Source organism: Mammaliicoccus sp. D-M19, from assembly GCF_022386695.1.
GTDB lineage: Bacteria > Bacillota > Bacilli > Staphylococcales > Staphylococcaceae > Mammaliicoccus > Mammaliicoccus sciuri.
Map to the genome: position 1 here is coordinate 765,888 of NZ_JAJNHW010000001.1, position 22,022 is coordinate 787,909.

21 protein-coding genes and 1 riboswitch are annotated in these 22,022 nt (G+C 31.8%); of the genes, 6 read left to right on the forward strand and 15 right to left on the reverse strand.

Annotation, left to right across the window (positions count from 1 at the left end; translation table 11 throughout):
- Nucleotides 1–200: 200 nt before the first annotated feature.
- On the forward strand, nucleotides 201–1,241 hold the full coding sequence (locus tag LQ675_RS03975) for an NAD(P)/FAD-dependent oxidoreductase (RefSeq protein WP_048541908.1): 1,041 nt from the start codon (nucleotides 201–203) through the stop codon (nucleotides 1,239–1,241).
- A gap of 88 nt (nucleotides 1,242–1,329) precedes the next feature.
- Here LQ675_RS03975 and LQ675_RS15035 read toward each other — a convergent pair whose 3' ends face one another.
- Nucleotides 1,330–2,220 carry a helix-turn-helix transcriptional regulator gene (locus LQ675_RS15035; protein ID WP_239726600.1) on the reverse strand — a complete coding sequence of 297 codons (891 nt, stop codon included), beginning with the start codon at nucleotides 2,218–2,220 and terminating at the stop codon, nucleotides 1,330–1,332.
- Between the two features lie 328 nt (nucleotides 2,221–2,548).
- Nucleotides 2,549–3,910, reverse strand: a complete 1,362-nt coding sequence (gene glpT / locus LQ675_RS03985; RefSeq protein WP_048541804.1) for a glycerol-3-phosphate transporter — start codon at nucleotides 3,908–3,910, stop codon at nucleotides 2,549–2,551.
- 186 nt (nucleotides 3,911–4,096) lie between these two features.
- On the opposite strand from glpT, the gene LQ675_RS03990 reads away from it, so the two are divergent.
- Both LQ675_RS03990 and LQ675_RS03995 read left to right on the forward strand, forming a co-directional pair.
- Complete coding sequence (locus LQ675_RS03990) at nucleotides 4,097–4,678, forward strand: TetR/AcrR family transcriptional regulator (RefSeq protein WP_239372208.1); 582 nt, start codon at nucleotides 4,097–4,099, stop codon at nucleotides 4,676–4,678.
- Between the two features lie 13 nt (nucleotides 4,679–4,691).
- The gene (locus LQ675_RS03995) at nucleotides 4,692–5,237 is read left to right on the forward strand and encodes a hypothetical protein (RefSeq protein WP_048541801.1); all 546 of its coding nucleotides are present in this window, start codon (nucleotides 4,692–4,694) and stop codon (nucleotides 5,235–5,237) included.
- A 40-nt stretch (nucleotides 5,238–5,277) separates the two neighbouring features.
- Here LQ675_RS03995 and LQ675_RS04000 read toward each other — a convergent pair whose 3' ends face one another.
- A complete protein-coding gene (locus LQ675_RS04000; RefSeq protein ID WP_048541799.1) occupies nucleotides 5,278–6,303 on the reverse strand; it encodes a hemolysin family protein in 1,026 nt (341 codons plus the stop codon).
- Nucleotides 6,304–6,535: 232 nt separating this feature from the next.
- On the opposite strand from LQ675_RS04000, the gene LQ675_RS04005 reads away from it, so the two are divergent.
- The gene (locus LQ675_RS04005; protein WP_058591683.1) at nucleotides 6,536–7,180 is read left to right on the forward strand and encodes a FusB/FusC family EF-G-binding protein; all 645 of its coding nucleotides are present in this window, start codon (nucleotides 6,536–6,538) and stop codon (nucleotides 7,178–7,180) included.
- 260 nt (nucleotides 7,181–7,440) lie between these two features.
- Here LQ675_RS04005 and LQ675_RS04010 read toward each other — a convergent pair whose 3' ends face one another.
- The 4 genes from LQ675_RS04010 to LQ675_RS04025 are packed head-to-tail and all read right to left on the reverse strand — an operon-like array spanning nucleotide 7,441 to nucleotide 10,744.
- Nucleotides 7,441–8,043, reverse strand: a complete 603-nt coding sequence (locus tag LQ675_RS04010) for a response regulator transcription factor (protein WP_207593216.1) — start codon at nucleotides 8,041–8,043, stop codon at nucleotides 7,441–7,443.
- On the reverse strand, nucleotides 8,040–9,146 hold the full coding sequence (locus LQ675_RS04015; protein ID WP_239726599.1) for a sensor histidine kinase: 1,107 nt from the start codon (nucleotides 9,144–9,146) through the stop codon (nucleotides 8,040–8,042). Before LQ675_RS04015 ends, LQ675_RS04010 begins: the two co-directional genes overlap by 4 nt.
- Nucleotides 9,146–9,877, reverse strand: a complete 732-nt coding sequence (locus LQ675_RS04020; RefSeq protein WP_048541792.1) for an ABC transporter permease — start codon at nucleotides 9,875–9,877, stop codon at nucleotides 9,146–9,148. The genes LQ675_RS04015 and LQ675_RS04020 overlap by 1 nt, the downstream gene beginning before the upstream one ends.
- A 6-nt stretch (nucleotides 9,878–9,883) precedes the next feature.
- The gene (locus tag LQ675_RS04025) at nucleotides 9,884–10,744 is read right to left on the reverse strand and encodes an ABC transporter ATP-binding protein (RefSeq protein WP_239726598.1); all 861 of its coding nucleotides are present in this window, start codon (nucleotides 10,742–10,744) and stop codon (nucleotides 9,884–9,886) included.
- A 175-nt stretch (nucleotides 10,745–10,919) separates the two neighbouring features.
- On the opposite strand from LQ675_RS04025, the gene LQ675_RS04030 reads away from it, so the two are divergent.
- Nucleotides 10,920–11,561, forward strand: coding sequence for a hypothetical protein (locus tag LQ675_RS04030; protein ID WP_075577712.1), 642 nt, complete (start codon nucleotides 10,920–10,922; stop codon nucleotides 11,559–11,561).
- A 212-nt stretch (nucleotides 11,562–11,773) separates the two neighbouring features.
- Here LQ675_RS04030 and LQ675_RS04035 read toward each other — a convergent pair whose 3' ends face one another.
- From LQ675_RS04035 to LQ675_RS04050, 4 genes are all read right to left on the reverse strand, one after another.
- Nucleotides 11,774–13,471, reverse strand: coding sequence for an FTR1 family iron permease (locus LQ675_RS04035; protein WP_239726597.1), 1,698 nt, complete (start codon nucleotides 13,469–13,471; stop codon nucleotides 11,774–11,776).
- On the reverse strand, nucleotides 13,446–14,684 hold the full coding sequence (efeB, locus tag LQ675_RS04040; protein ID WP_239726596.1) for an iron uptake transporter deferrochelatase/peroxidase subunit: 1,239 nt from the start codon (nucleotides 14,682–14,684) through the stop codon (nucleotides 13,446–13,448). The genes LQ675_RS04035 and efeB overlap by 26 nt, the downstream gene beginning before the upstream one ends.
- Before the next feature lie 6 nt (nucleotides 14,685–14,690).
- Nucleotides 14,691–15,551 carry an iron uptake system protein EfeO gene (efeO, locus tag LQ675_RS04045; RefSeq protein WP_037589373.1) on the reverse strand — a complete coding sequence of 287 codons (861 nt, stop codon included), beginning with the start codon at nucleotides 15,549–15,551 and terminating at the stop codon, nucleotides 14,691–14,693.
- 239 nt (nucleotides 15,552–15,790) lie between these two features.
- Nucleotides 15,791–16,420, reverse strand: a complete 630-nt coding sequence (locus LQ675_RS04050) for a PepSY domain-containing protein (RefSeq protein ID WP_058591692.1) — start codon at nucleotides 16,418–16,420, stop codon at nucleotides 15,791–15,793.
- Between the two features lie 131 nt (nucleotides 16,421–16,551).
- Nucleotides 16,552–16,651, forward strand: a riboswitch (SAM riboswitch).
- A gap of 74 nt (nucleotides 16,652–16,725) precedes the next feature.
- On the opposite strand from LQ675_RS04050, the gene LQ675_RS04055 reads away from it, so the two are divergent.
- Nucleotides 16,726–16,944 (forward strand): hypothetical protein, encoded by a 219-nt coding sequence (locus LQ675_RS04055; protein ID WP_048541782.1) that lies wholly within the window; start codon nucleotides 16,726–16,728, stop codon nucleotides 16,942–16,944.
- A 42-nt stretch (nucleotides 16,945–16,986) separates the two neighbouring features.
- Here the strand turns inward: LQ675_RS04055 and LQ675_RS04060 are convergent, their stop codons facing one another.
- The 4 genes from LQ675_RS04060 to celB all read right to left on the reverse strand — a co-directional run bounded on the left by LQ675_RS04060 (nucleotide 16,987) and on the right by celB (nucleotide 22,021).
- Nucleotides 16,987–17,877 carry an NAD(P)/FAD-dependent oxidoreductase gene (locus tag LQ675_RS04060; RefSeq protein ID WP_106417326.1) on the reverse strand — a complete coding sequence of 297 codons (891 nt, stop codon included), beginning with the start codon at nucleotides 17,875–17,877 and terminating at the stop codon, nucleotides 16,987–16,989.
- A gap of 71 nt (nucleotides 17,878–17,948) precedes the next feature.
- Nucleotides 17,949–18,329 carry an RrF2 family transcriptional regulator gene (locus LQ675_RS04065; protein WP_025904984.1) on the reverse strand — a complete coding sequence of 127 codons (381 nt, stop codon included), beginning with the start codon at nucleotides 18,327–18,329 and terminating at the stop codon, nucleotides 17,949–17,951.
- Nucleotides 18,330–18,453: 124 nt separating this feature from the next.
- Nucleotides 18,454–20,178: an ABC transporter ATP-binding protein gene (locus LQ675_RS04070; RefSeq protein WP_171992078.1), complete on the reverse strand. Its 1,725-nt coding sequence runs from the start codon at nucleotides 20,176–20,178 to the stop codon at nucleotides 18,454–18,456.
- Between the two features lie 487 nt (nucleotides 20,179–20,665).
- A complete protein-coding gene (celB, locus tag LQ675_RS04075) occupies nucleotides 20,666–22,021 on the reverse strand; it encodes a PTS cellobiose transporter subunit IIC (RefSeq protein ID WP_049319640.1) in 1,356 nt (451 codons plus the stop codon).
- Nucleotide 22,022: the final 1 nt, after the last annotated feature.

Consider the following 22,022-nt stretch of genomic DNA (forward strand, 5'->3'; position numbering starts at 1 on the left):
ATTTTTCGACCATACAGTCATCTATCTATCAATCCCGCCCATACAAGTATTCCCACCTAATTTTTATTCATCTAAAAAAATTCACATATATATTTAATTAAAAAATTATGACAATTCCTTCATTGATATTGATTATCATTTGCAAATATAGGATAATAACCGTAAGTTGAAATAATTAGGAGGAATCATGACTGATGAATATTACAGACGTTACGATTATCGGTGGGGGGCCAGCGGGATTATTTGCGAGTTTTTATTCCGGGTTGAGAGGAATGAGCGTAAGAATAATAGATTTCCAAAATAAATTAGGCGGTAAAATGCATGTCTACCCTGAAAAAGTCATTTGGGATATAGGGGCACTTGCGCCAAAACCTTGTTATGAAGTTATTCAAGATTTAGTGCAACAAGGCTTACATTTCGGTCCAGAAGTGTGCTTAGAAGAAAAAGTTATTGATATTAAAAAAGTTGAAGAACAACATTTTATTATATATACAGAAAAAGGTCATGAGTATCATTCAAAATCTGTCATTATTGCTGTTGGTGGTGGCATAATTAAGCCTTTAACTTTAGATATTGAAGGTGCTGAGCGTTTTGAATTGTCCAATTTAAATTATGTTGTGCAGTCTATCCAGAAATTTAAAGACAAGCACATATTAATTTCGGGGGCAGGTAACTCTGCATTAGATTGGGCTTGTGATTTATCAGAATATGCGAAAAGTGTTACGCTTTGCTACAGAAAAGAGGAAATTTCTGGGCATGAACATATGAAACAATTATTAGATAAACTTGATATCTCTAAAAAACCAAGTATGGTTATTAAACAACTTAACAGTGATCCTAATAAACCAGTTATCACAGAGGTTGTTTTAGAACATGTTGATACAAATGAACAAGAAATCGTACCTGTTGATGAAGTCATCATTAGTCATGGTTTTGATCGTGAATCAGAGTTACTTCATAATGCACAAACAAAAGTCAATTTAGTTAATGATTTCTTTATTGAAGGTTTAGGAAACAGTCAAACTTCAGTACCTGGTATATTCGGTGCTGGGGATATCATTAAACATGATGCGAAAGTTCATTTGATTGCTTCTTGTTTCAATGATGCCGCAAATGCTGCAAACTTAGCTAAAAGCTATATCGATCCTGAAGCACAAGCAGGCGGTCGCGTATCGAGCCACAATGATATCTTCAAAGAAAAAAACAAAGAAGTTATCAAAAAATATATTGCACAATCTTAATACGAACTATTTACCTTCCAATCTGTTTAACCTTAAAATAGATTGGGAGGTTTTATTTTGTTAAAAATACTAAATTTTTATATACATATCATACTTGAATAATCCTCTTGAAACTTTTTAAATAATATTTAACTTCCTCATCTGATAAATCTCGCTCATGATCTACTTCATTAAAAAAGCTTTGTCGTTCAATTTGTGCGTGTTTACGTTGTATCATATCACGATACTTTTTTGGCGTAACACCATAATACAATTTAAAAGAATAAATATAAGACGATACATTATAAAATCCATGTTTTTCAGATATGTCGATTATTTTTTCTTGTGTATGAATTAAATCATACGTGCTATTTAACAATCTGATGTCCGTTAAATAATCTTTAAAGTTCACACCCATTTGTTCTTTAAATAATTTCGAAAAATACGATTCAGAAATATGATATTTATCGGTAAATGTATTGATGGTTATACGTTCATTATAATGATCATATATATAATCTTTAATTTCATCAATTATCGGGTTGATATGTCGGTTAACAATTGGACATTCTTTTGAATAAACCGTTAAACGGTCTCTATAAAATTCTAATATCGTAATAAGTTGCTTCATTATTTTTAAATTGCGGTTGTTTTCTTGTATTAAATATAAATCACACAAGCATATTAAATGGTCTCTTAAAGTGACTAATTCTGTTTGGTTTTGTATATACTGATGATATGAAAGTAACTCCGGTATCATCGTTGATATTAATGACTCATACAAATGAATTTGTACAACAATATTCCCTTCTAGCACATCGAGTTTATACCACTCATTATGTTTAACAACAAACGTTTCCCCTTCTTTATATTGGTTACTATTCTCTTTGATCGTAACCATAACATGCCCCTTTAATACTACAAAAAATGAAATACCTATATGATTGCGATATTTAGTAGCAGAATATTTTAGGTATTTGATTTCATATATATTTCTCACAACAAATCTCCTAATTCTTTGATATCTTAATAAATTTAATCCAAATCCCATAAGTAAACATCGAATTACTTATGTAAAAATATAGAATTATAATGACGTTATTATAATTCTAAAACTTTAATCAGTAAATATATAAATTGAAGAAAATCAGATTAAGGTAAATGTTTTAATATTTTGAAAGAATCATACAATTTATTAAGTGAGAATATATTGAATCGTATCATCGAATTTCGCGAACGTTTACCATTCGATATTTCGACTTAATACAACTTCATTAAATACAAAAAGAGACTAAGGTACAACTACCCCAGTCTCAGTTCATATAATATTATGATTTTACAACTTCTTGTCCACGTTTGTTCCAAGTTAAGATGAAACTTAGCATTGCAAGGACACTAATGATTGTCAATAATAAAAATCCTGAATCCCATCCGAACTTATCAACTGTTAGTCCCATAATGATATTAGCCATTACAGCACCACCTAAATAACCAAACAATCCAGTTAATCCCGCAGCAGTACCTGCTGCTTTTTTAGGTACATAATCCAATGCTTGTAAGCCAATCAACATAACTGGTCCGTATATTAGGAAGCCTATCGCGACTAATGCAATATTGTCTACTAATGGGTTTCCTGCTGGATTTAACCAATATACAATGACAGCGATTGTCACACCTAACATGAATATAAATCCTGCTGGTCCCCTTCTACCTTTGAACACTTTATCTGAAATATAACCACATAATAATGTTCCTGGGATACCTGCCCATTCATATAAGAAGTATGCCCAACCTGATGCATTTAAATCGAAACCTTTTTCTTCACTTAAATACGTAGGTGCCCAGTCTAGCACACCGTAACGAACAAAATAAACAAAGATATTTGCAATAGCAATCATCCAAACCCATTTGTTATTCAATACATATTTAAAGAGAATATCTTTTGTTGATAGCTCTACTTCTAAAGATTTCTGTTCTTTATTCGGATAATCATTTCGATATTCTTCAATTGGTGGTAATCCCATTGATTGAGGTGTGTCCCTAACTAGAATATACGAAACAAGTGCAATAATTAATGCAATAATAGCTGGATAAATAAAAGCACCTTCAAAGCCTTTTAAGTAACCAAAGGATAATGTGCCTGTAATCGAAATACCTAATAAAGCTATTGGTGCCATCAATCCACCACCAACATTATGAGCGACATTCCAAATTGCTGTCTTACCACCACGTTCACTAACACTGTACCAATGTACAAGTACTCTACCAGATGGCGGCCACCCCATACCTTGGAACCAACCATTTAAGAAAAGCATAATAAACATGATAAATACACTAGATGTTAAGACAGGTATAAAACCCATCAATAAATTAACGATTGCCGTTAATACTAAACCTAATGTTAAAAATATTCTTGCGTTACTCCGGTCACTTACTGTACCCATAATAAATTTACTAAAACCGTAAGCAATTGAAATAGCTGATAAAGCAAACCCTAATTCCGTCTTACTAAAGCCTTCATCAATTAATGCTGGCATCGCAAGTGAAAAGTTTTTCCTTAATAAATAGTAACCAGCATAACCAAGAAATATACCTATAAAGACTTGAAGTCTCAATTTCTTATATGTATCATCTACCTGTTCACTTGGCAGAGGATCTATATGTTTAGCCGGTTTCAAGAAATTCGCCATACTCATACCTCCTAATATTAATTATTTGTAAAGAATGTAAAGATTTTGTAAATTTCAATTTATAATTTCATCATATGTATTGCAAACGTTAAAGTCAATGCATTTTTATATTTTTATTAATTAATTTAATTTATTTTTTAAACTTTTATTTAACACAGGTGTATTAAAATATGTTAGACTTCTACTATGCCAAAAATTATTAATCATAAAGAAAAAAAAGAACAAATTATTCAATATGCTTTTCAGTCAATTGTTGAAAATGGTGCAAAGGGATCTACGGTTAGACAAATTGCTAAACTCGCACAAATGACACCTGGACAAATTAGATACTATTTTCCAAGTCATTCAGAATTACTCAGTGCAGTTATGTCTGAAGTAGAACTAAAAGTAAGAAGGAGAATCGAAGCAATACTCACGTCTGATAACCAAGACACAATTGATAAAGTAAAAGCATGTTTACTCACCGTTTTACCGTTAGATGAAGAGAGATTAGCTGATATGGAAGTATGGATGGCCTTTCGATATGACAGCCATGAATACGGACAAAGTACTTTAGATGATGGATTAGACGAACTATGTACAACGGTATTAACGATTTTAGAACGCGACAACTTATTAAAAAACAACAGCAATATACATCTTAATTCAAAGAGACTTCACGCATTAATTGATGGATTAGCACTTCATAAATTGTTAAATCCAAAACAGACCTCAAATGAAGATATTGAAGCAATTGTATTCGAAGAAATTTCAAAGCTTACGAAATAAAGGAGGATAAGCCATGAATTTTATTGTATGGCTCATTATTTTTTGTGAAGTTGCATTCTGGGTCGTTATACTACTCGGACTCGTCACAAGATATGTATTCAGACAGAAAAAGCTTGGGCTCATTTTTCTAGCACTAACACCCGTTATTGATTTGATTCTATTAATCACAACAGCTGTTGATTTAATGAATGGCGCAACTGCCGAAACACCTCACGCGATTGCTGCTGTTTATATATCCGTTTCAATTGTCTTTGGTAAAAGTATGATTCAATGGGCTGATGACCGCTTCAGATATTATGTCATGAAAGAAGGTAGCAAACCTGAGAAGCCTAGTGGGTTCGCGTATGCGAAACTGTATGCGAAAAGTTGGTTCAAACATTTACTCTCTTACATTATAGGGACAGGTATTCTACATTTAATCATTTACTTAATTCATGACAAAAGTAGGACTGAAGCTATGGATGGTGTCATCCACATTTGGTCAATAGTGCTCATTATTGATTTAGCCATCACCATCTCGTATTTCATATGGCCACCAAAAAAGAAACAGTCAGAATAAAAGAACCTGAGCCATTTTTTGGCTCAGGTTCTTTTTACGTCTATTTATCGTGTTCATCTTCAATGTTACCGACAATATTTTCAAGTATGTCTTCCATCGTGATCATACCTGCTAATTTACCTTGTTCATTATGAACGATTGCGATATGTGCACGTTGTTTTTTCATTTTATCTAATACGTTTTGAATGGCGTCTGTCTCTTTGACATATATGATTTCGTGAATTAATTCAGTTATATCTTGTATGTTGTCTTTCAATAAATCTTTCGCATGTATATATCCAATAACATTCGTTTTATCATCTTGATACACTGGATATCTTGTATAATAACCATTTTTCACAAATTGAATGGCTTCTTGTTGACTAGATTTACTATTGATCATTGTCATATTGTCTCTAGAAATCATACAATCTTTGACAACAAGTTCATCATAAATAAATACTTTATTAATATGTTCTAATTCTGTTGATGAAATTTCTCCGCCTTGGTGACTTTCTTTAATCAACATCTTCAATTCTTCTTCAGAGTGATATAATTCAGATTCTTTCGCAGGTTTCATACCAAATAAGCTCAATATCATTCTTGCTGACCCATTTAAAATAAAGATAAAAGGATATAATAATTTGTAAAACAGTATAATCGGTCTTGCAAAGAACAATGTAACTTGTTCAGCTTTTTGAATTGCGATAGTCTTTGGCGCCATTTCTCCTACTACAACGTGTAAATATGTTGCAATAATAAATGCGCTTGCTAAAGTTAAGATATGAATAACCGATTCTGATAATCCAAAGCTACTATAAAGTGGATGCAAAATAAACTCAAATGTTGATTCTCCAACCATACCAATTCCGAGTGCTGTAATGGTTATACCTAACTGACATGCCGCTAAATACTCATCAAGATGTTCAACTACCTTTTTAGCTGGTTGAGCGTTCTTATAATTCTGTTCTGCTAAATAGTTAATTCTAGATGACCTGACCTTTACAATCGCAAACTCCGTCGCAACAAAGAATCCGGTTAAAGCGAGTAATACAATAAACGTGATTAAACTAATTGTGGTCCCCAATTATTAATTAATTCCTCCATATAATAAAAAATTCCAACCATATTTGGTTGTCTTTTAATTTTACACTATTTCGAATAATTTTTATAATAATATACATTTGAAATTACATTACTAAAGGGATATACTAGTGTCTGATAAGGAGGGATCTTAAGATGCTACTAAATGTGTCATGTTCTCTACAATTATTCATACCCAACGATCAAATGAAATAATTTAAAAGAAGGGATTTAATATGAATAATTACATTAAACCATATCAATTCGTTAGTATTAAAGAAAAATCAGAACAGTTATTTAACGTTTATAAATCTGTAAATGATATAAAAACAATCGATACGTTTCAAGCTATAACATACGACCATATTTCTCAGCTTTTTGAGGAAAAGTATTCAGAAATAGAAGATTTCACAAAAATCATTATGAATAAAAAGATTTCTCGATCACAAATTGAGAAATTATTATTTGGGCTTAAAAGCTACGTCGTCCCATTTGAACAGCCTTCAAGTAAGCAACTTGAAAAGATCTTTAAAAAGACTAAAAAGTTAAAACAACCAGAATGGGATAACATAGACTTAAAAGAGTCTTCATATATAGGTTGGAATGATTCTGGTAAACAAAAGAAATTTATCGTGCTCTATGAAGACGATAAATTGATAGGCGTATCAGGCGATTTATCACCAACCATTAAGCCTGGAATCTGTAGTATATGTAAGAAGGAATCCAATGTTTCCATGTTTCTATCTACGACGAAATCTAAAGGTGATGGAACATATACTAAAAATGGTAATTACATTTGCCATGATAGTGAACATTGTAATCAACAGCTCGATCAACTAAACGGATTATATGAGTTTATACACACCGTAAAAACAAAATAATCAATAAGGAAGCTGAGCACATCATCAAATGATGGCTCAGCTTTTCATTTATCGGACTGGTAATCCCGTTTTCAGGTCGATAAATTTTTTTATCGGACTGAAAATTCCGTTTTCGGGTCGGTAAATTTTTTTATCGGTCTGAAAATCCCGTTTTCGGGTGGGTAATTATTTTTATCGGTCCGTATTTCTCATTTCTGGACCGGTAATTTTATTTATCAGTCCAGAAATTCCCTAATAACCTTTACTCCCCTTGCACCTCACTATATCCATCCTTTTTCTATTGCTTTCTGCCATGCATCAAACCGGTTATCTGCTTCTAATTTATCTATAATAATCGATGTATAATTTCTGATTGTGCCGTCTGATAAATATAATTCTTTTGATATTTCTTTACTGGATAAGCCTTTGCCTATTTCTTTCAATACGAGTTGTTCTTTCGGACTTAATGGGTTTCTATCTTTAAACATTGATGTCATTAAAGATTCACTATATTCTTTATTACCGTCCATCACATTTTTAATTGTTTCTACAAGTTCATCTATTGATCGTTCTTTCAATACATATGCATCAACATCATTTGCTACCGCACTTTCAAAGTATCCTGGTCTTTTAAAAGTTGTAACGATGATGACTTTCGTATTTAAATTTGAATCTTTTACTTTTTTCAATACTTCTAATCCTGTCATTTTAGGCATTTCGACATCTAGTATCGCGACATCTGGCTCGTGACTTTGAATTCCTTCCAACGCATCTTCCCCGTTTGAAAAGTCTCCTAAAATATTTAATTCATCATTCAGCTCCATCAATTGAACCATGGCTTTACGTAACATTTCTTGGTCTTCTGCTATAACAATTGATATCATAATGTGTCATCCCCTCTAGGCAATGTTATCGTCATTTTTAATCCTTTATTTAAATTACTTACTTTTAATTGACCTTTTAATGCATGAACACGATATTTGATACTCTTAAAATCATCTTCATCAATGTGTTTCATACCTATGCCGTCATCTATGATTACCAATGTTAAATGTTCATTTTCTTCAACGATTTCACCTGTTACTTTAGTAGCCTGTGCATGCTTAATGACATTGTTAACCGCTTCTCTCAAAATCATTGACAGTGCTGACTGCCGAGTTGGACTGAGTGACTGAGCTCGATCAGCATTTTTAAATTCAAATGATAAGTTCGCATTTTCTAACAATGTCTCCATCGTCTTCACTTCTTCTTCAAAAGACTGCAACTTCAAATCATCTACAATTGCTCTTACTTTAACAAGGGCTTCTTTAGATAATCCATTCACAGATGCCATTTCATCTTTTGCTTTATTAATATCTTTATCCACTAACTTCATTGCAAGTTCAGATTTAATACTTAAACTCGCAAACACATGACCTAACGTATCATGTAAATCTTGTCCGATTCTATTTCGCTCTTGTTCAGCAATTAACGTATTGATATGTTCATTTTTACTTCTAATTTCTTCCTTTAATTGTTCAGATTCTAACGCTTTAAAATTTCCAAACATAATAAATATAATGACAATACTCATAGGTATCATAATAATTAAATAGTCTCTATGATCAACTGCAATAATATAAATCGCAATCATAAACGACACAATATACATCAATACTTCGATAGATTTCATTTTAGTTTGAAAGACATATGGAATAATATAAGCTGCATAGAAAAAGAATAATAAATGAGAAGCATTAAAATAATCTACAAAATAAAATATACCTAAAAAATGAACCGTTAAAAGTATTCTTCTAAGCATGCTCCTTTTAGATAAATCTACATAAATCATCATTAAATAACTTATCGTAAATAGAGTGGTAACCAATATACCGCTCCATAAAGCTCCTCTATGACCAAGCACTGTTAAACTCAATATCGGAAAGATGAGATAAATTAAGTTTGATGAACCTATAGGATTCTCTTTAATTCTTTCTATTAATGTCATTAAACCACTTCCGTCTTTTTACGTATAATCAACGCAATACTTATAAACAGTATACAATAAATTGCCAATATAAGAAGTGAAACAAAGTGTATACCACCTTGAGTTGTCACAGATAAAGAAAGTTCTCTTAAATTATAAGTTGGTGTTGCATAAGATACGTGCTTTAACCAATCTGGAAACTGATCTGTTGGGAACCAAAGTCCCCCCAATACAGCAAGTCCTAAATATATGATATTCGCGATAGCACTGGCTTTTTGGATATCTTTTATTTGAGATATGAGAACGCCCATTGATAAAAACATGCTAGATCCTACCCATAACATCAATCCTGAGCCAATCCACTCGCCTGCTGACATTTCAACACCTTTATAAAAAGCACCTGTTAAAAATAATGCGATAATGGCTAGACAAAACATGCACATTAATTTCATTACTTTCCCTGCATAGTAATAACTCGGTGATAAAGGCGTTTTGAATAAATTCTTTGACCATCCTATTTTCTTATCTTCTATCATCTCTAATGGAAACGTCATAATACAGAAACTACTTAAACTGAACGTCGCCATACTAAACATATATTCTTTGTAAAATTTAGTTTCGTATTCTTTAGGTAAATCCAATAACGCTGTGAATATTAAATAAAATACTAACGGTAACATAATCGAAAGTATTAAATATGATTTTTTTCTCGTTAACAATAACAATTCAGATTTAAAATACGCCCATAACATATCTCATCAAGCCCTTTCTTCATTTTTTGAAAATATCGTATCCATTAATGACTCTTTAATAATTTCTACCTCATTAAAATCAATGCCATAGTCTATAAAAGCTTTAATAACAGGATTTACATCTTCAGTGGTAATGATGAGCATATCTTTAGATGCTTCAACCGAAACATTTTTAAGAATATTCACTACTTCTTTTTTCGATAAAGGAATTTGAATCATCGTTTTGTTTTCACTATGACGTATCGCTCTAGGCGTACTATCCATAACAAGCTCACCTTTATTGAGTACAACAACACGGTCAGCCATTCTTTCAACTTCTTCAATATAATGAGAAGTATAAAATATCGTTTTACCTTCTTGCTTCATTTCCTCAATCACTTTCCAAAAATGCTTTCTCATCTCAGTATCCATCGCACTTGTCGGCTCATCCAAAATGACAAAGTCCGGTTTTCCAATAATAGATAATGTAAAATCCAATATTCTACGTTCGCCACCAGATAGTTTAGCAGCAAATTGTTCAAGTTTATCATTATCAAATCGTGTAATTTCTTTAAAAGTTTCTATCGAAATCGTATCTTTATAAAAAGACTTAAAAAGATAAAACAACTCCTTAACTTTCATCACATCCGGAAAAGCCGTCGTTTGAAACAAAATACCCATCCGCTTCTTATCTAATTGTTGATCATCACTAATAATTTGCCCGTCATTAGGATGTCTGTCACCAATAATCATATCAATCAAAGTAGACTTACCAGCACCATTTGGACCAATTAAAGCCGTACACTCACCCTCATTAATTTGAAAAGAAACATCACTCACAACTTTTTTCTGATTATAGATTTTCGTTATATTTTGAACATCAATCACAATCATCACCGTCCTTTATAAGTTACCTATATTATAAAAAATCACACCAACCGTTATAAGTACAAACTGTCACGAATATCATATGACAAATGTCATGAAAGGCATGTAGAATGCAATTGACAATATTTGTAATATATAGATAATTTATTGTAAGAAGTATTTGAGGATGATGAAGATGAATAAAATAACAGTAATAAATAAAAGTAATCACACAAGTGTAGTTCAAAGCATCAGAAATTATATTAAATGGATTAATAGAAATAACATATTAAATCAAAGCATTAAAATTATTATCCATGATGCTCCAATCAGTTCTTATGGTTATCTTTCAGACTGCCAAGTAGACTTTGATAATCGTCATATATATTATTCTTTATATAATATTGAAGAATATCTTGTTGCTAAGAAGAGCTATAACATTGTTGTAAACAGATTGGAATGTGCACTTTCTGAAATTTTATATGATTTAAATTATCATATCGCACAATTCTATACTTTAGAGTACGAAAAAGTTACACATAAAGAACTCGAAGATTCTTATGGTTACTTCCAATATCCCAAATCTTTATTTAAGTATCCGAGAATAGTCGTTTCCACAAATAGCTATGAACAATTAAAAAAAGAAATGTCACTTTTCGATAGTGATTTAAATATTTTAAGAACTTTAGCGCATGAAATTGGACATTATCAAGATTATATAAGTGACAATATAATTTTAGATGAAAAGATGAGTGAGAAGATAGCATATAAATATGAAGATGAACTCATACAAGAATTTATTGATCAAGTTTATTATGTCAATTACCACGAAAACTAAATTGATTTTTAAGTACTAAATCTGAAACAGAAATCATTTCAAAGGGTATTTTTTAGCGCTGACTCCTGCGGGAACAGTATGATTCGAAGACTACAGGCTGAGAACATGCCCGCGGAAAGCATGCGCATAAAAAATACCACCAAAGTCTAAGACTTTGGCGACACACTAAAAACGCTAAGACAATTCTTTTTGTCTTAGCGTTTTAAATTACTCTATTTTTTCTTACTCATTGTATAATAAATCACAACTAAAATGACTAATGCTAATTGTGGTATCAATGTTTCGTATGTTGGATAAAATCCTATTAAGTCTATGAATGGTAAGTGATTAATTGTGTGTTGAGGTACTATATTTAATATTTGTAATGTATGAATACTTACGCCTAATATTTTAAATGCCAATATAAATATGAATAATGACATGATAAAGAATAAGCGATGTATTGGTATCCATTTTGTAATTTGGTTAAAGAAGATTGCGATTAACGCCAGTATGACGGATGCGACGATAATTCCTAATATTAATGACCATGTTGAGATTTTCCCAACAATACCTAAATAGAAGATAATCGTCTCAGCCCCTTCTCTAAACACAGATAGGAAAGCGACTAACCCGAAAGTAACGATACTTCCAGTAGACATGGCTTTATCCATATTTTTATTGATGAAGTTCTGCCACGAATCTAAACTTGATTTAGAGTGCAACCAGATACCTACGATGATCATTAATATCACAGATCCTATACCTACTAAACCTTCTGTTAACTCTCTTGTTGAACCTAAGTTTTCAAATATTGCTTTAAATATGAAGGCTAAGGCAATACTTAATACAATACCGATAACACTACCTGTAACAATCCATTTTGATGCTTTTGTTTGTTCAGATTTACGTGTTACAGTAAGCAATGCCATTATAATAAGCAATGCTTCTACACCTTCACGTAATAAGATTAAAGCTGCATCCCAAAATGTATAGCTCGTCTTAGAAATGGTTGATTTAATTTCTTGATTGAGTGTTTCTAACTGGCTACCAATGTCATCTTTATTATCTTCATCAAGTTGACCTGCATATTGAGGAATTTTTTGTTCTATTTTAGTATACAACGCACCATTTCTCGTGCTAATTTCACTCTCAACATTTGGCCATGCAATAATAAATTGTTGTAACGCTTGCTTTGATTTAGCTAAATCATCATTTTTTATATTTTTAATAGCAGTATCTAAATGTTCATTTAAAATATTAACATCTTGATCACTTGTTTTAGCATCTGATTTTTTCCCTACATGATAATCATCAAGTTCTTTTTTCAATTGATCGACTTGCATTTGTGCACTACTAGCGTCTACTATATCTTTCGTTAATTCAATTCTTGTAAACATTAATGCGGTTTCAACTTGACCATATCTGCCAATATCTTCTTCTCGAACAATTTTTTCATTCTTTGTCCAAGTCGCATTTAATTGATTGTTGATCGTTTTTGCTTTTTCAAAATCTTTATCTGAAATCGCCTTTGTTATATTTTTAATCAATGGCTGCATTTCATTTTGTAACTGATCTCGTTTCTTCTGTTTATCAACAGGATTTAATACTTTTTCATAATCAATTAAATCAGAAGTCAGTGTATTTAGCGCACTTTCTCTATCTTTTTGAGACGTTGTTTTTTCAACTTTTTCAATATCTTGATCTATTTTTTTCACAAGTTTATGGTCTTTTTTATTCGTACTTTGCCAATTATCTTTAATCTCTTTGAAATGCTTGTCGAATGCTTTTTCGTCTTTATCTTGTATAGCCGATTTGGCATCTGTCACACTGATATAAATATCGCTTAAACTCGTTTCTGCTTTAGCGGTCAAAGATAACAGCATAAATAGTATTGCGACTAAACTAAATACGATTGAATAACGTTTCACCTAAATATCCTCCTTCTTGGACACCTGGTAAACATAGAAAAATACCTGAACCTCGATGTGTAATATATTCATTTAATTTATCAATGGCACCCATTTTACTTTGGATTTTAATAAATTGTTCAGGTGATTTTTGAAATGCTAGGAAGAGTAATCCTGCATCAAAAGCGCCTGTGTTTGCGTTTATACCATCTGAATATGAAAAAGATCTTCTTAATAAATTTGTTTTAGATGCTTTTGCTAAACTGACATGTGACTCTTTTTCTATCAAGTTCTCGCCATTTTTATCTTTAATATCAGGGTCAAATGTATCAAATTCTTTTTCTTTACCAATTGGTGAACCAGAATGACGGTATCTACCAAATGTAGCTTCTTGTTCACCTAAAGCCGTTCTATCCCATGTTTCTAACAACATTTGAATTCTTCTTGCGACTAAATATGAACCATTTTCAGCCCAACCATCTTGTATAAAGACATACTCATTTAAATCATTTTTATTTTGGACATCAGGATTACCTGTTCCATCTTTAAAAGAGAATAAATTTCTTGGCGTTTCTTTTTTACCATCTTTCTCTTCAAATGAGGTAAATCCTGCTTGGCTCCACTTCATTGAAACTTCACCTTTAGCCACTCTAATTAAGTTTCTGATAGCATGAAAATTAACTTGCGGATCATCTGAACATGCTTGTATACAAATGTCTCCACCTGAATAGTTGTCATCAATTTGGTCTTTAGGAAAATGTGGTAAATCTTTTAATAAATCTGGTTTATGCTTTTTCAATCCAACTTTCTCAAAGAATGAAGGACTTATACCAAAAGTAAGAGACAGACGACTGGCATCTAAGCCAATCGCCTCCCCTGTATCTGGACTTGGTAACATTTTGTTTTTACCAAGCTCTTTTACATATTCACCATTCATTAAATGGACACTATAATTTGTCCATACTTTAAACATTTCTTTAACATCTGAAACTGACATTTTGTTAATGCTCAGAACGACAAAGTAAATATGTTTTTGTTGTTCTGTCGTGATGCCAGACTGGTATTTACCATAAAAATTGATTTTATTTTTTACGCCTTTTTTATCTTTAGCAAAGTATTGAGATGCAAGAAAAGTACCACCTACACCAGTAGAACCTATCAGTAAACCTGCACCTCCAACACCAGCAAGCTTTAGAAAATCCCTTCTAGCTATATGATTTTCATTATTAGACATCAATCATCACTCCGTAATAACAGCCATTTGACTTAAAGATTCCCCTAATTTATCAACAGCTTCAGAAAGTTTTTTCGTTTCATCTTTAGATAGTTTCGTATAATCTTCATATCCACCATCTTTAGTCTTATACTGATCTAATAATTTATTAACATTATCAAATCTTTCTTGTGTTGTGTCAGCAAGCTTTTTATCTTTATCTGCTACTTTATCTTTAAATATTTCAAAGATTTTTTCTGCCCCTTCAATGTTTGCTTTAAAGTCATATAAATCTGTGTGTGAATAAATTTCTTCTTCACCTGTAATTTTAGAGCTAGATACTTCATTTAATAAGTCGATTGAACCTTGTAACATTAATTTAGGTGTCACATCTACTGTATCTACTTTTGCACGTAATTCTTTCGTATCTTTTAATAATTGATCAGCAACTGGTGCCATATCTTTAGTAGTATTATCTTCCCATAGTGCTTTTTCAATTTTGTGATAACCTGACCATTCGTCTTCTTTATTTTCTTCTTTCATATCTGCTAAACGTGCATCAATTTTCGGATCTAAATCACCGAAACTTTCAGCAACTGGCTCAGATCTTTCATAGTACATACGAGCTGTAGGATAAATTTCTTTCGCTTTTTCGATATCGTCTGCTTTAACCGCTTCAACGAATTTTTCAGTATCCGCTAAGAATTTATCCAATTGTTCAGTTGTAAAATCTTTATAAGCTTTTGTTTCTTTTGAGAAATCCGCTTTTTCAGACTTTTTCGTTTCCTTTGTTTCTTTTTTATCTTCATTTTCTTTCTTATCAGCGCTATTCCCACACGCTGTTAAAATTAAAGTACTTGCTAATAAAGTTGTTGCTAACTTTTTCATCATAACACTCCCCATCTAATTGATTATCATTATCATCTTTAATTTATGCCTATAATGTGTAATAGTCAATAAAAATTTTATAGAATTCATGAAAAATACAAATATAAGTCTGTACTTATAGTATTTAGAAACCTTAATTTTTTTAGGATTTCTTTGAAATCATTAATTGAGAATGATAATCATTAAGAGAGCACAAAAAAACATAGGATAAAATGAATTATCCTATGCCTATTAATATATTAATCTGTTTCTTGTTCGAGAATTTCTTTAGATTTAGCATCAATTGTAAATTCTGTTGATTCTTTATTACCTTCTTTTAATTCAATAGAATAAACAAGTTTTCCGTTATCTTCACTTAGTGACCATTCTTTTATATCACCTTTAGCTTTGTCTTGTGCTACTTTGAGTGCATCTTCAAATTTAGCGACATCTGATAATTTGAATGTTTGGTCATTATCATCACTATCTTCTTGTTCTTTTTCAACATTCGTAACAGATTTATCATCTGCATTTATCAGTACTTTATTTTCATTTGTTCCATCAACTAATTCAACTTTATAACTCCAATCACCTGTTTCTTTTTCAAACGATAAATCTTTAAGTTCACCTTTTGATTCTTTTTGTGCAGCTTTTACAGCATCTTCTGGAGAGACTTTAACGTCTTCCCATTTAACTGTATTTTCAGTTGCTTTGTCAGAACTTTGATCATCATCTGTGTTTTGATCGTCGTTACTATTTTCTTTAGTTGTTTGTTCAGTTTTTTCATCATTTTGATTATCTTTTTTATCATTGTTATCATCGTCACTATTACCACATGCTGCTAACACGATACCTGCTGACAATAATAAAGAAAGCATTTTATACTTCATATTCTATTCCTCCTATGCTTCATATTCATTTAATATATAGACCATCTCAAACTTTTTAAACATTTAACTTTTTAAAATTAGACAAAATACAATTAATTCGTTATGATTAAGAAACAATAAAATAGCTCGTAGTCTTATTAAGAGTAGGCGGAGGGAATTGGCCCGATGAAACCTCAGCAACAGGCGTATGTACTGTGCTAAATCCAACAAGTTTAACTTGAAAGATAAGAAGATTCTCTAAACAGCTCTTCTTAATCTTAAGATGAGCTGTTTTATTGTAACTATTAAATTAGGAGGCAATAAGTATGAGAACAAGAGACGATATTTTATCAGAACTATTAGAATTAAAGGCAAATCCACCAAAAAGCTTTTCAGGCTCAATAGCTAAGACCCAGAAGAAGAACTCATTAATCCAAGAGTTATGCAGAGTTGAGAACACAATACTTCAACCAACTTCAGATTCTGAACATCAAAATGTTCAATTCGGTGACTTTGAAATTAATATTAAAATAACTAAAAAATAAGCAAAAAAGGAGTAGGACTATATTTTTCGTCCTACTCCTTTTTTATGATTCCATAATGATTTGCATTGCTACAAATTTTGCGACTTGATTACCATTTGCTGCTGCGTCTATAAGTTGAGATGCCATGAAATCTTTACTCTCTCCTGCTACAAACAATCCTGGTACAGATGATTCACCTAACTCGTTTATTTTTATTTTTCCGTTGTCTTCTCTTTCAATATTGAGCCCTTTTAAAAATTCAAAATCAGTATCCCACTTTACACCAATGATTGCACCGCTTCTATTGATTCGTTCACCATTTTTAAAGATAACTTCATTAATTTGTCCTTTATGATGTTTAAATTCAGCTACTTCGCTTTCTACTAATGTGATATGTTTACTTTCAATAAACGCTTTATCTTCTTCAGTTAATAATGAAAAATCACGACTACTTATAACGATATCGTCTGTCCAATTGTTAATAAGCATCGCCATATGTTTCACATGTTCAGGTTGAACAGCTACAAGTAATGGTTTATGTCTCAATTCATATCCATCACACCATGGACAATAAAAGACAGATTTGCCATAACTTTCTTTTAAACCTTCAATTTCTGGTAATGTTTCTCGCAATCCTGTACATACCATAATTTTTTTAGCTTTATATTGTTGATTGGCTGTTTCAACAATAAAATAATGCTCTTCTTTCAATATGTTTAACACCGTGTCATTGATACGTGTTACATCATCATATTGATCAACATCATGTTCTCCTTTAGCTCTCAATTCTTCTGGTCTTACACCGTCTTGTGTTAAAAATGCATGTGAATGCTGTGTCACTTTATTTCTCGCATTATTATTGTCTATCATTAATGTCTTCTTTAAAGCTCTTCCTAACGTGAGTGCACTCGCTAATCCTGCTGGCCCTCCACCTATTACGATACAATCAAACATGGTATTTCCACCTTTCATAACTATTATAGAGTCGTAATATCTATAATTTATAGATAAAAAAAAGATTTAACTTACATTAAATCTTTTAAAGTTTTATTTTTCAAAGCTTGCGTCATTTCATCTTCAGCTGAAGTTAATATCGCTTGTATTTTACATTCAGGACCGTGATCAAAACTATCTTCAAGCGTACTTTGATGACCATCAATTGCTGTAATAATATCATAGACAGTTATGTCTTCCCAATTATTAACTAAGTAATAACCACCTTTTGCACCAGATGCAGATTTAATAACACCTGCTTTTACTAATTGCGTTAATATTTTAGATAAATATGTTACAGATACATTTAACGTTTCAGATAAACTTTTAACATTGATGGGTTGTTGATCTCTTTTAGCAATTAAATATGCCAATGCATGTAACCCATAATCTGATCCTTTAGAAATCTTCATGTTACACCTCTTAATCATAGATATTACCACTCTATAATAACAGCTTTGAAATGAAAGTCTATTATTTAGCTCAAAATATAAAAATGCAGAGACCTTTTTCTTCAAAAAGATCTCTGGCAAAATGTTAAAATTCATCAATTTGTTCAAACTGTGACATGTATAAATCTTTGTATTTACCACCTTTATCCATGAGTTCATCATGACTGCCCATTTCTTGAATTTGACCTTGTTCGATATATACAATTCTATCGACATGTCTAATTGTACTCAGTCTATGTGCAATAATCAGTGAAGTTCGACCACGTGATAAATTCTTAAATGCTGATTGTATTTTATTTTCTGTTTCAACATCTAAAGCACTTGTTGCTTCATCAAGAATAATAATTGGCGGATTCTTCAAGAACATCCTCGCAATTGAAATACGTTGCTTTTGTCCACCAGATAATTTTGTACCGCGTTCCCCAACTACAGTATCTAAACCTTCTGGCAATTCATCTACAAACGTTCTTAATTGTGCTTGGTCAACTGCGTAATTAATTTCTTCTTCTGTCGCATTTAAATTACCATAAATAATATTATCTCTTAATGTTCCACCGAAAAGAAATACATCTTGCTGTACAACACCAATTTGTTTTCTTAATGATTCCAACTTATAAGATTTAATATCTCGATTATTGATTTTAATCTTACCTTGTAACGGGTCGTAGAACCTTGGTAATAACGAACAAATTGTCGTTTTACCTCCCCCACTCGGTCCTACAAGTGCTACTTTTTCACCTTGTTCAATTTTGATAGAAAGCTGATTTAAGATTAATTTCTCTGAATATTTGAATGATACATCTTCATATTCAATTGTATCTGGTTCATCTATAAATTCGATAGCATCGTCATTATCTTTAATTTCTGGATCCATATTGACAATCTCTTTAAAATTTTTGAATCCTGCAATACCTTTAGGAAATAGTTCAATAACCATATTAATAGACTCTAACGGTTTAAATAACAGATTTGTAATCATAATAAATGCTACAAATCCACCATATGACAACGACCCATTTAATACAAAATAACTTCCTAAAATCAGCACAAAGATTAACGTTAATTTTTGAGCAATATGACTAATTGACAAGTTCCAAGACATATATGAATATGCTTTTAATTTTGTCGCTCTAAAATTATCATTGACCTTTTTAAATCTTGTTAATTCGTGACCCTCATTTGTAAATGCTTGTACAAGACGCATACCACCAACATTATCAGCAATAAGCTCATTAAATCTTGAAACATTGCTAAATAAGTTCTTAAAAGCACCTGACATCTTTTGATTAAAGTAAATCGTTAATACAAAAATAATCGGTACAACACAGAACGTAATAAGCGCAAGTTTCACATCGATCGTCAACATAATGACAAATGAACCCACAAGCGTCATCACAGCTACAAACACATCTTCAGGTCCATGGTGAGCAACTTCTCCAATATCCATTAAATCGTTCGTTAATCGTCCAATGATTTTACCTGATTTTTGGTTATCAAAGAATCCAAAATTCATTTTTTGAATATGCTCATAAAGCTCATTACGAATATCTCTTTCAATATTAGTCCCCAGTTTATGCCCCCAATACGTCACGATGAATTTTAATACAGATTCAACAACGTATATGAATAATAAAAGAAAAACAAAAATCACAATCCAACTCCAATTCTTAGTTGGCAATAGCTGGTCAATAAATATACTCGTTATAAGTGGAAACACCAATTCAAGAATACCTACGAAAACAGCCGAACCAAAATCTAAGAAAAACAATCCTTTATAGGGTTTATAATATTGGAAGAATTCTTTCATAATGGACCTCCTAAATAAATTTCGACCAAATTTAATTATACTATAGAATTATATTTTTTCTGCACTTTTTAAGAATTTATTTGAAATTGTTTTTGCAACCGAAATAAAATGGAGGATGAGGTGATGCGGAGTGGATTTTCGGGTCGATAATTTATTTTATCGGACTGTAAATCTCGTTTGCGGGTCGATATTTTATTTTATCGGTCCGTATTTCTCATTTCTGGACCGGTAATTCCATTTATCGGTCCGTATTTCTCATTTCTGAACCGGTAATTCCATTTATCGGTCCAGAAATCACACAACACAAAAAGGAAGGGAGCGGGACAGAAATCTAATTTATATAAAAAGATTTCGTAGTCCCGCCCCGGCAAGGATGACTAGAGTTGGAAAAAGCTTTATAAAAGCGCATTTTCAATTCAGTCATCTACTGCCAAGATACTAAAAAAGACTGAGGCATTCCGTTATGTCCCAGTCTCTTCATCTGAAACTTCTATATTAATGCGTCATTTCCTTTTTCTTGTTCTACTAATTTTTTATCATATATCTTAATAAATGGGAACCAGATTAAGAATGCTACAAATCCACAAATTAATGAAACAAGTACTGCCATTAAACTTCCTGCTGTTCCAATAAATGCCCCAAATCCAATCGGTGATGGCCATGGTACTTGTGCAATAATTGGTTTCACAAGTTCTAATTTAATTGTCCAATACCCTATTGAAGCTGATACCATTGGTGCTAGGAAAAATGGAATGGCTAAGAATGGGTTATAAACAATTGGTAATCCAAATACAAGTGGTTCATTAATGTTAAATAATCCTGGTGCTAATGATGCTTTTCCTAATACACGTAGTTGCTCTGATTTAGCTAAAAATGCGATAAACACACATAGTCCTAATGTCGCACCTGATCCACCCATAACAACGAATGAGTTCTGGAATTCTCCTGCAAATGGAATATTCGCCCCTTCAATATTTAATTGCATGTTTGATAAAACAATTGGTGTAATAAAAGCACTGATAATATTTGCGCCGTGAATACCTACAATCCAAAGTGCATGAATTAAGAAGTAAATCACGAGTATACCAATCCAACTACTTGTTAAGTTAACAACAAATCCAAATGGTACAGCAATAATTTTGAAAATATCCGTATCAAAAGCTACTAATATTCCCGTAAACGCCAGTATAACGAAAGCAACTAAGAATGCTGGAATTAATGCTGTAAATGATCTTGAAACCCCTTCTGGTACCGCTTCTGGCATTTTAATAATCCATTGACGTTTCACACATAGTCTATATAATTGAACGGCTATAATAGACATGATAATTGCTGTGAATATCCCGGTCGTACCTAGCCTACTGACACCATCACCAGACATTTCCCAACCATTAAAGATATTGACATCTTTTTTCATAATATTAACTAAGACCATTTTACCGTCATCCATTACTAACTGTGGAATGGCCATAAAATAAGCAAACATAGACAATAATGCACCGTTAAGTGGATTAACATCTAAATCTTCTTCATCTGCGTAAATTTTAGTATATTCATAACCAATAACTAAACAGAAATACAAGGCTAGTATCCCCATCGTTGCTTTATTGGCTAACATGTACAAATCACCAATTTTTAAAAATGTGCTATTCCAAAATCCTTCTAAAAACGTAAAAGTCTGTGGAATAACGTTTAACACTAAAAACATTGACCCTACAATTGTAAAAGGTATACATGCCATACCAGCTGCCATAATCGCTCTTACAATTCTAAATGAAGCAATTTTCCCCATTGGACCCATTAAATACTTCTCTAAAAAAGCAAAAACTTTATTTTCTGATCCCATA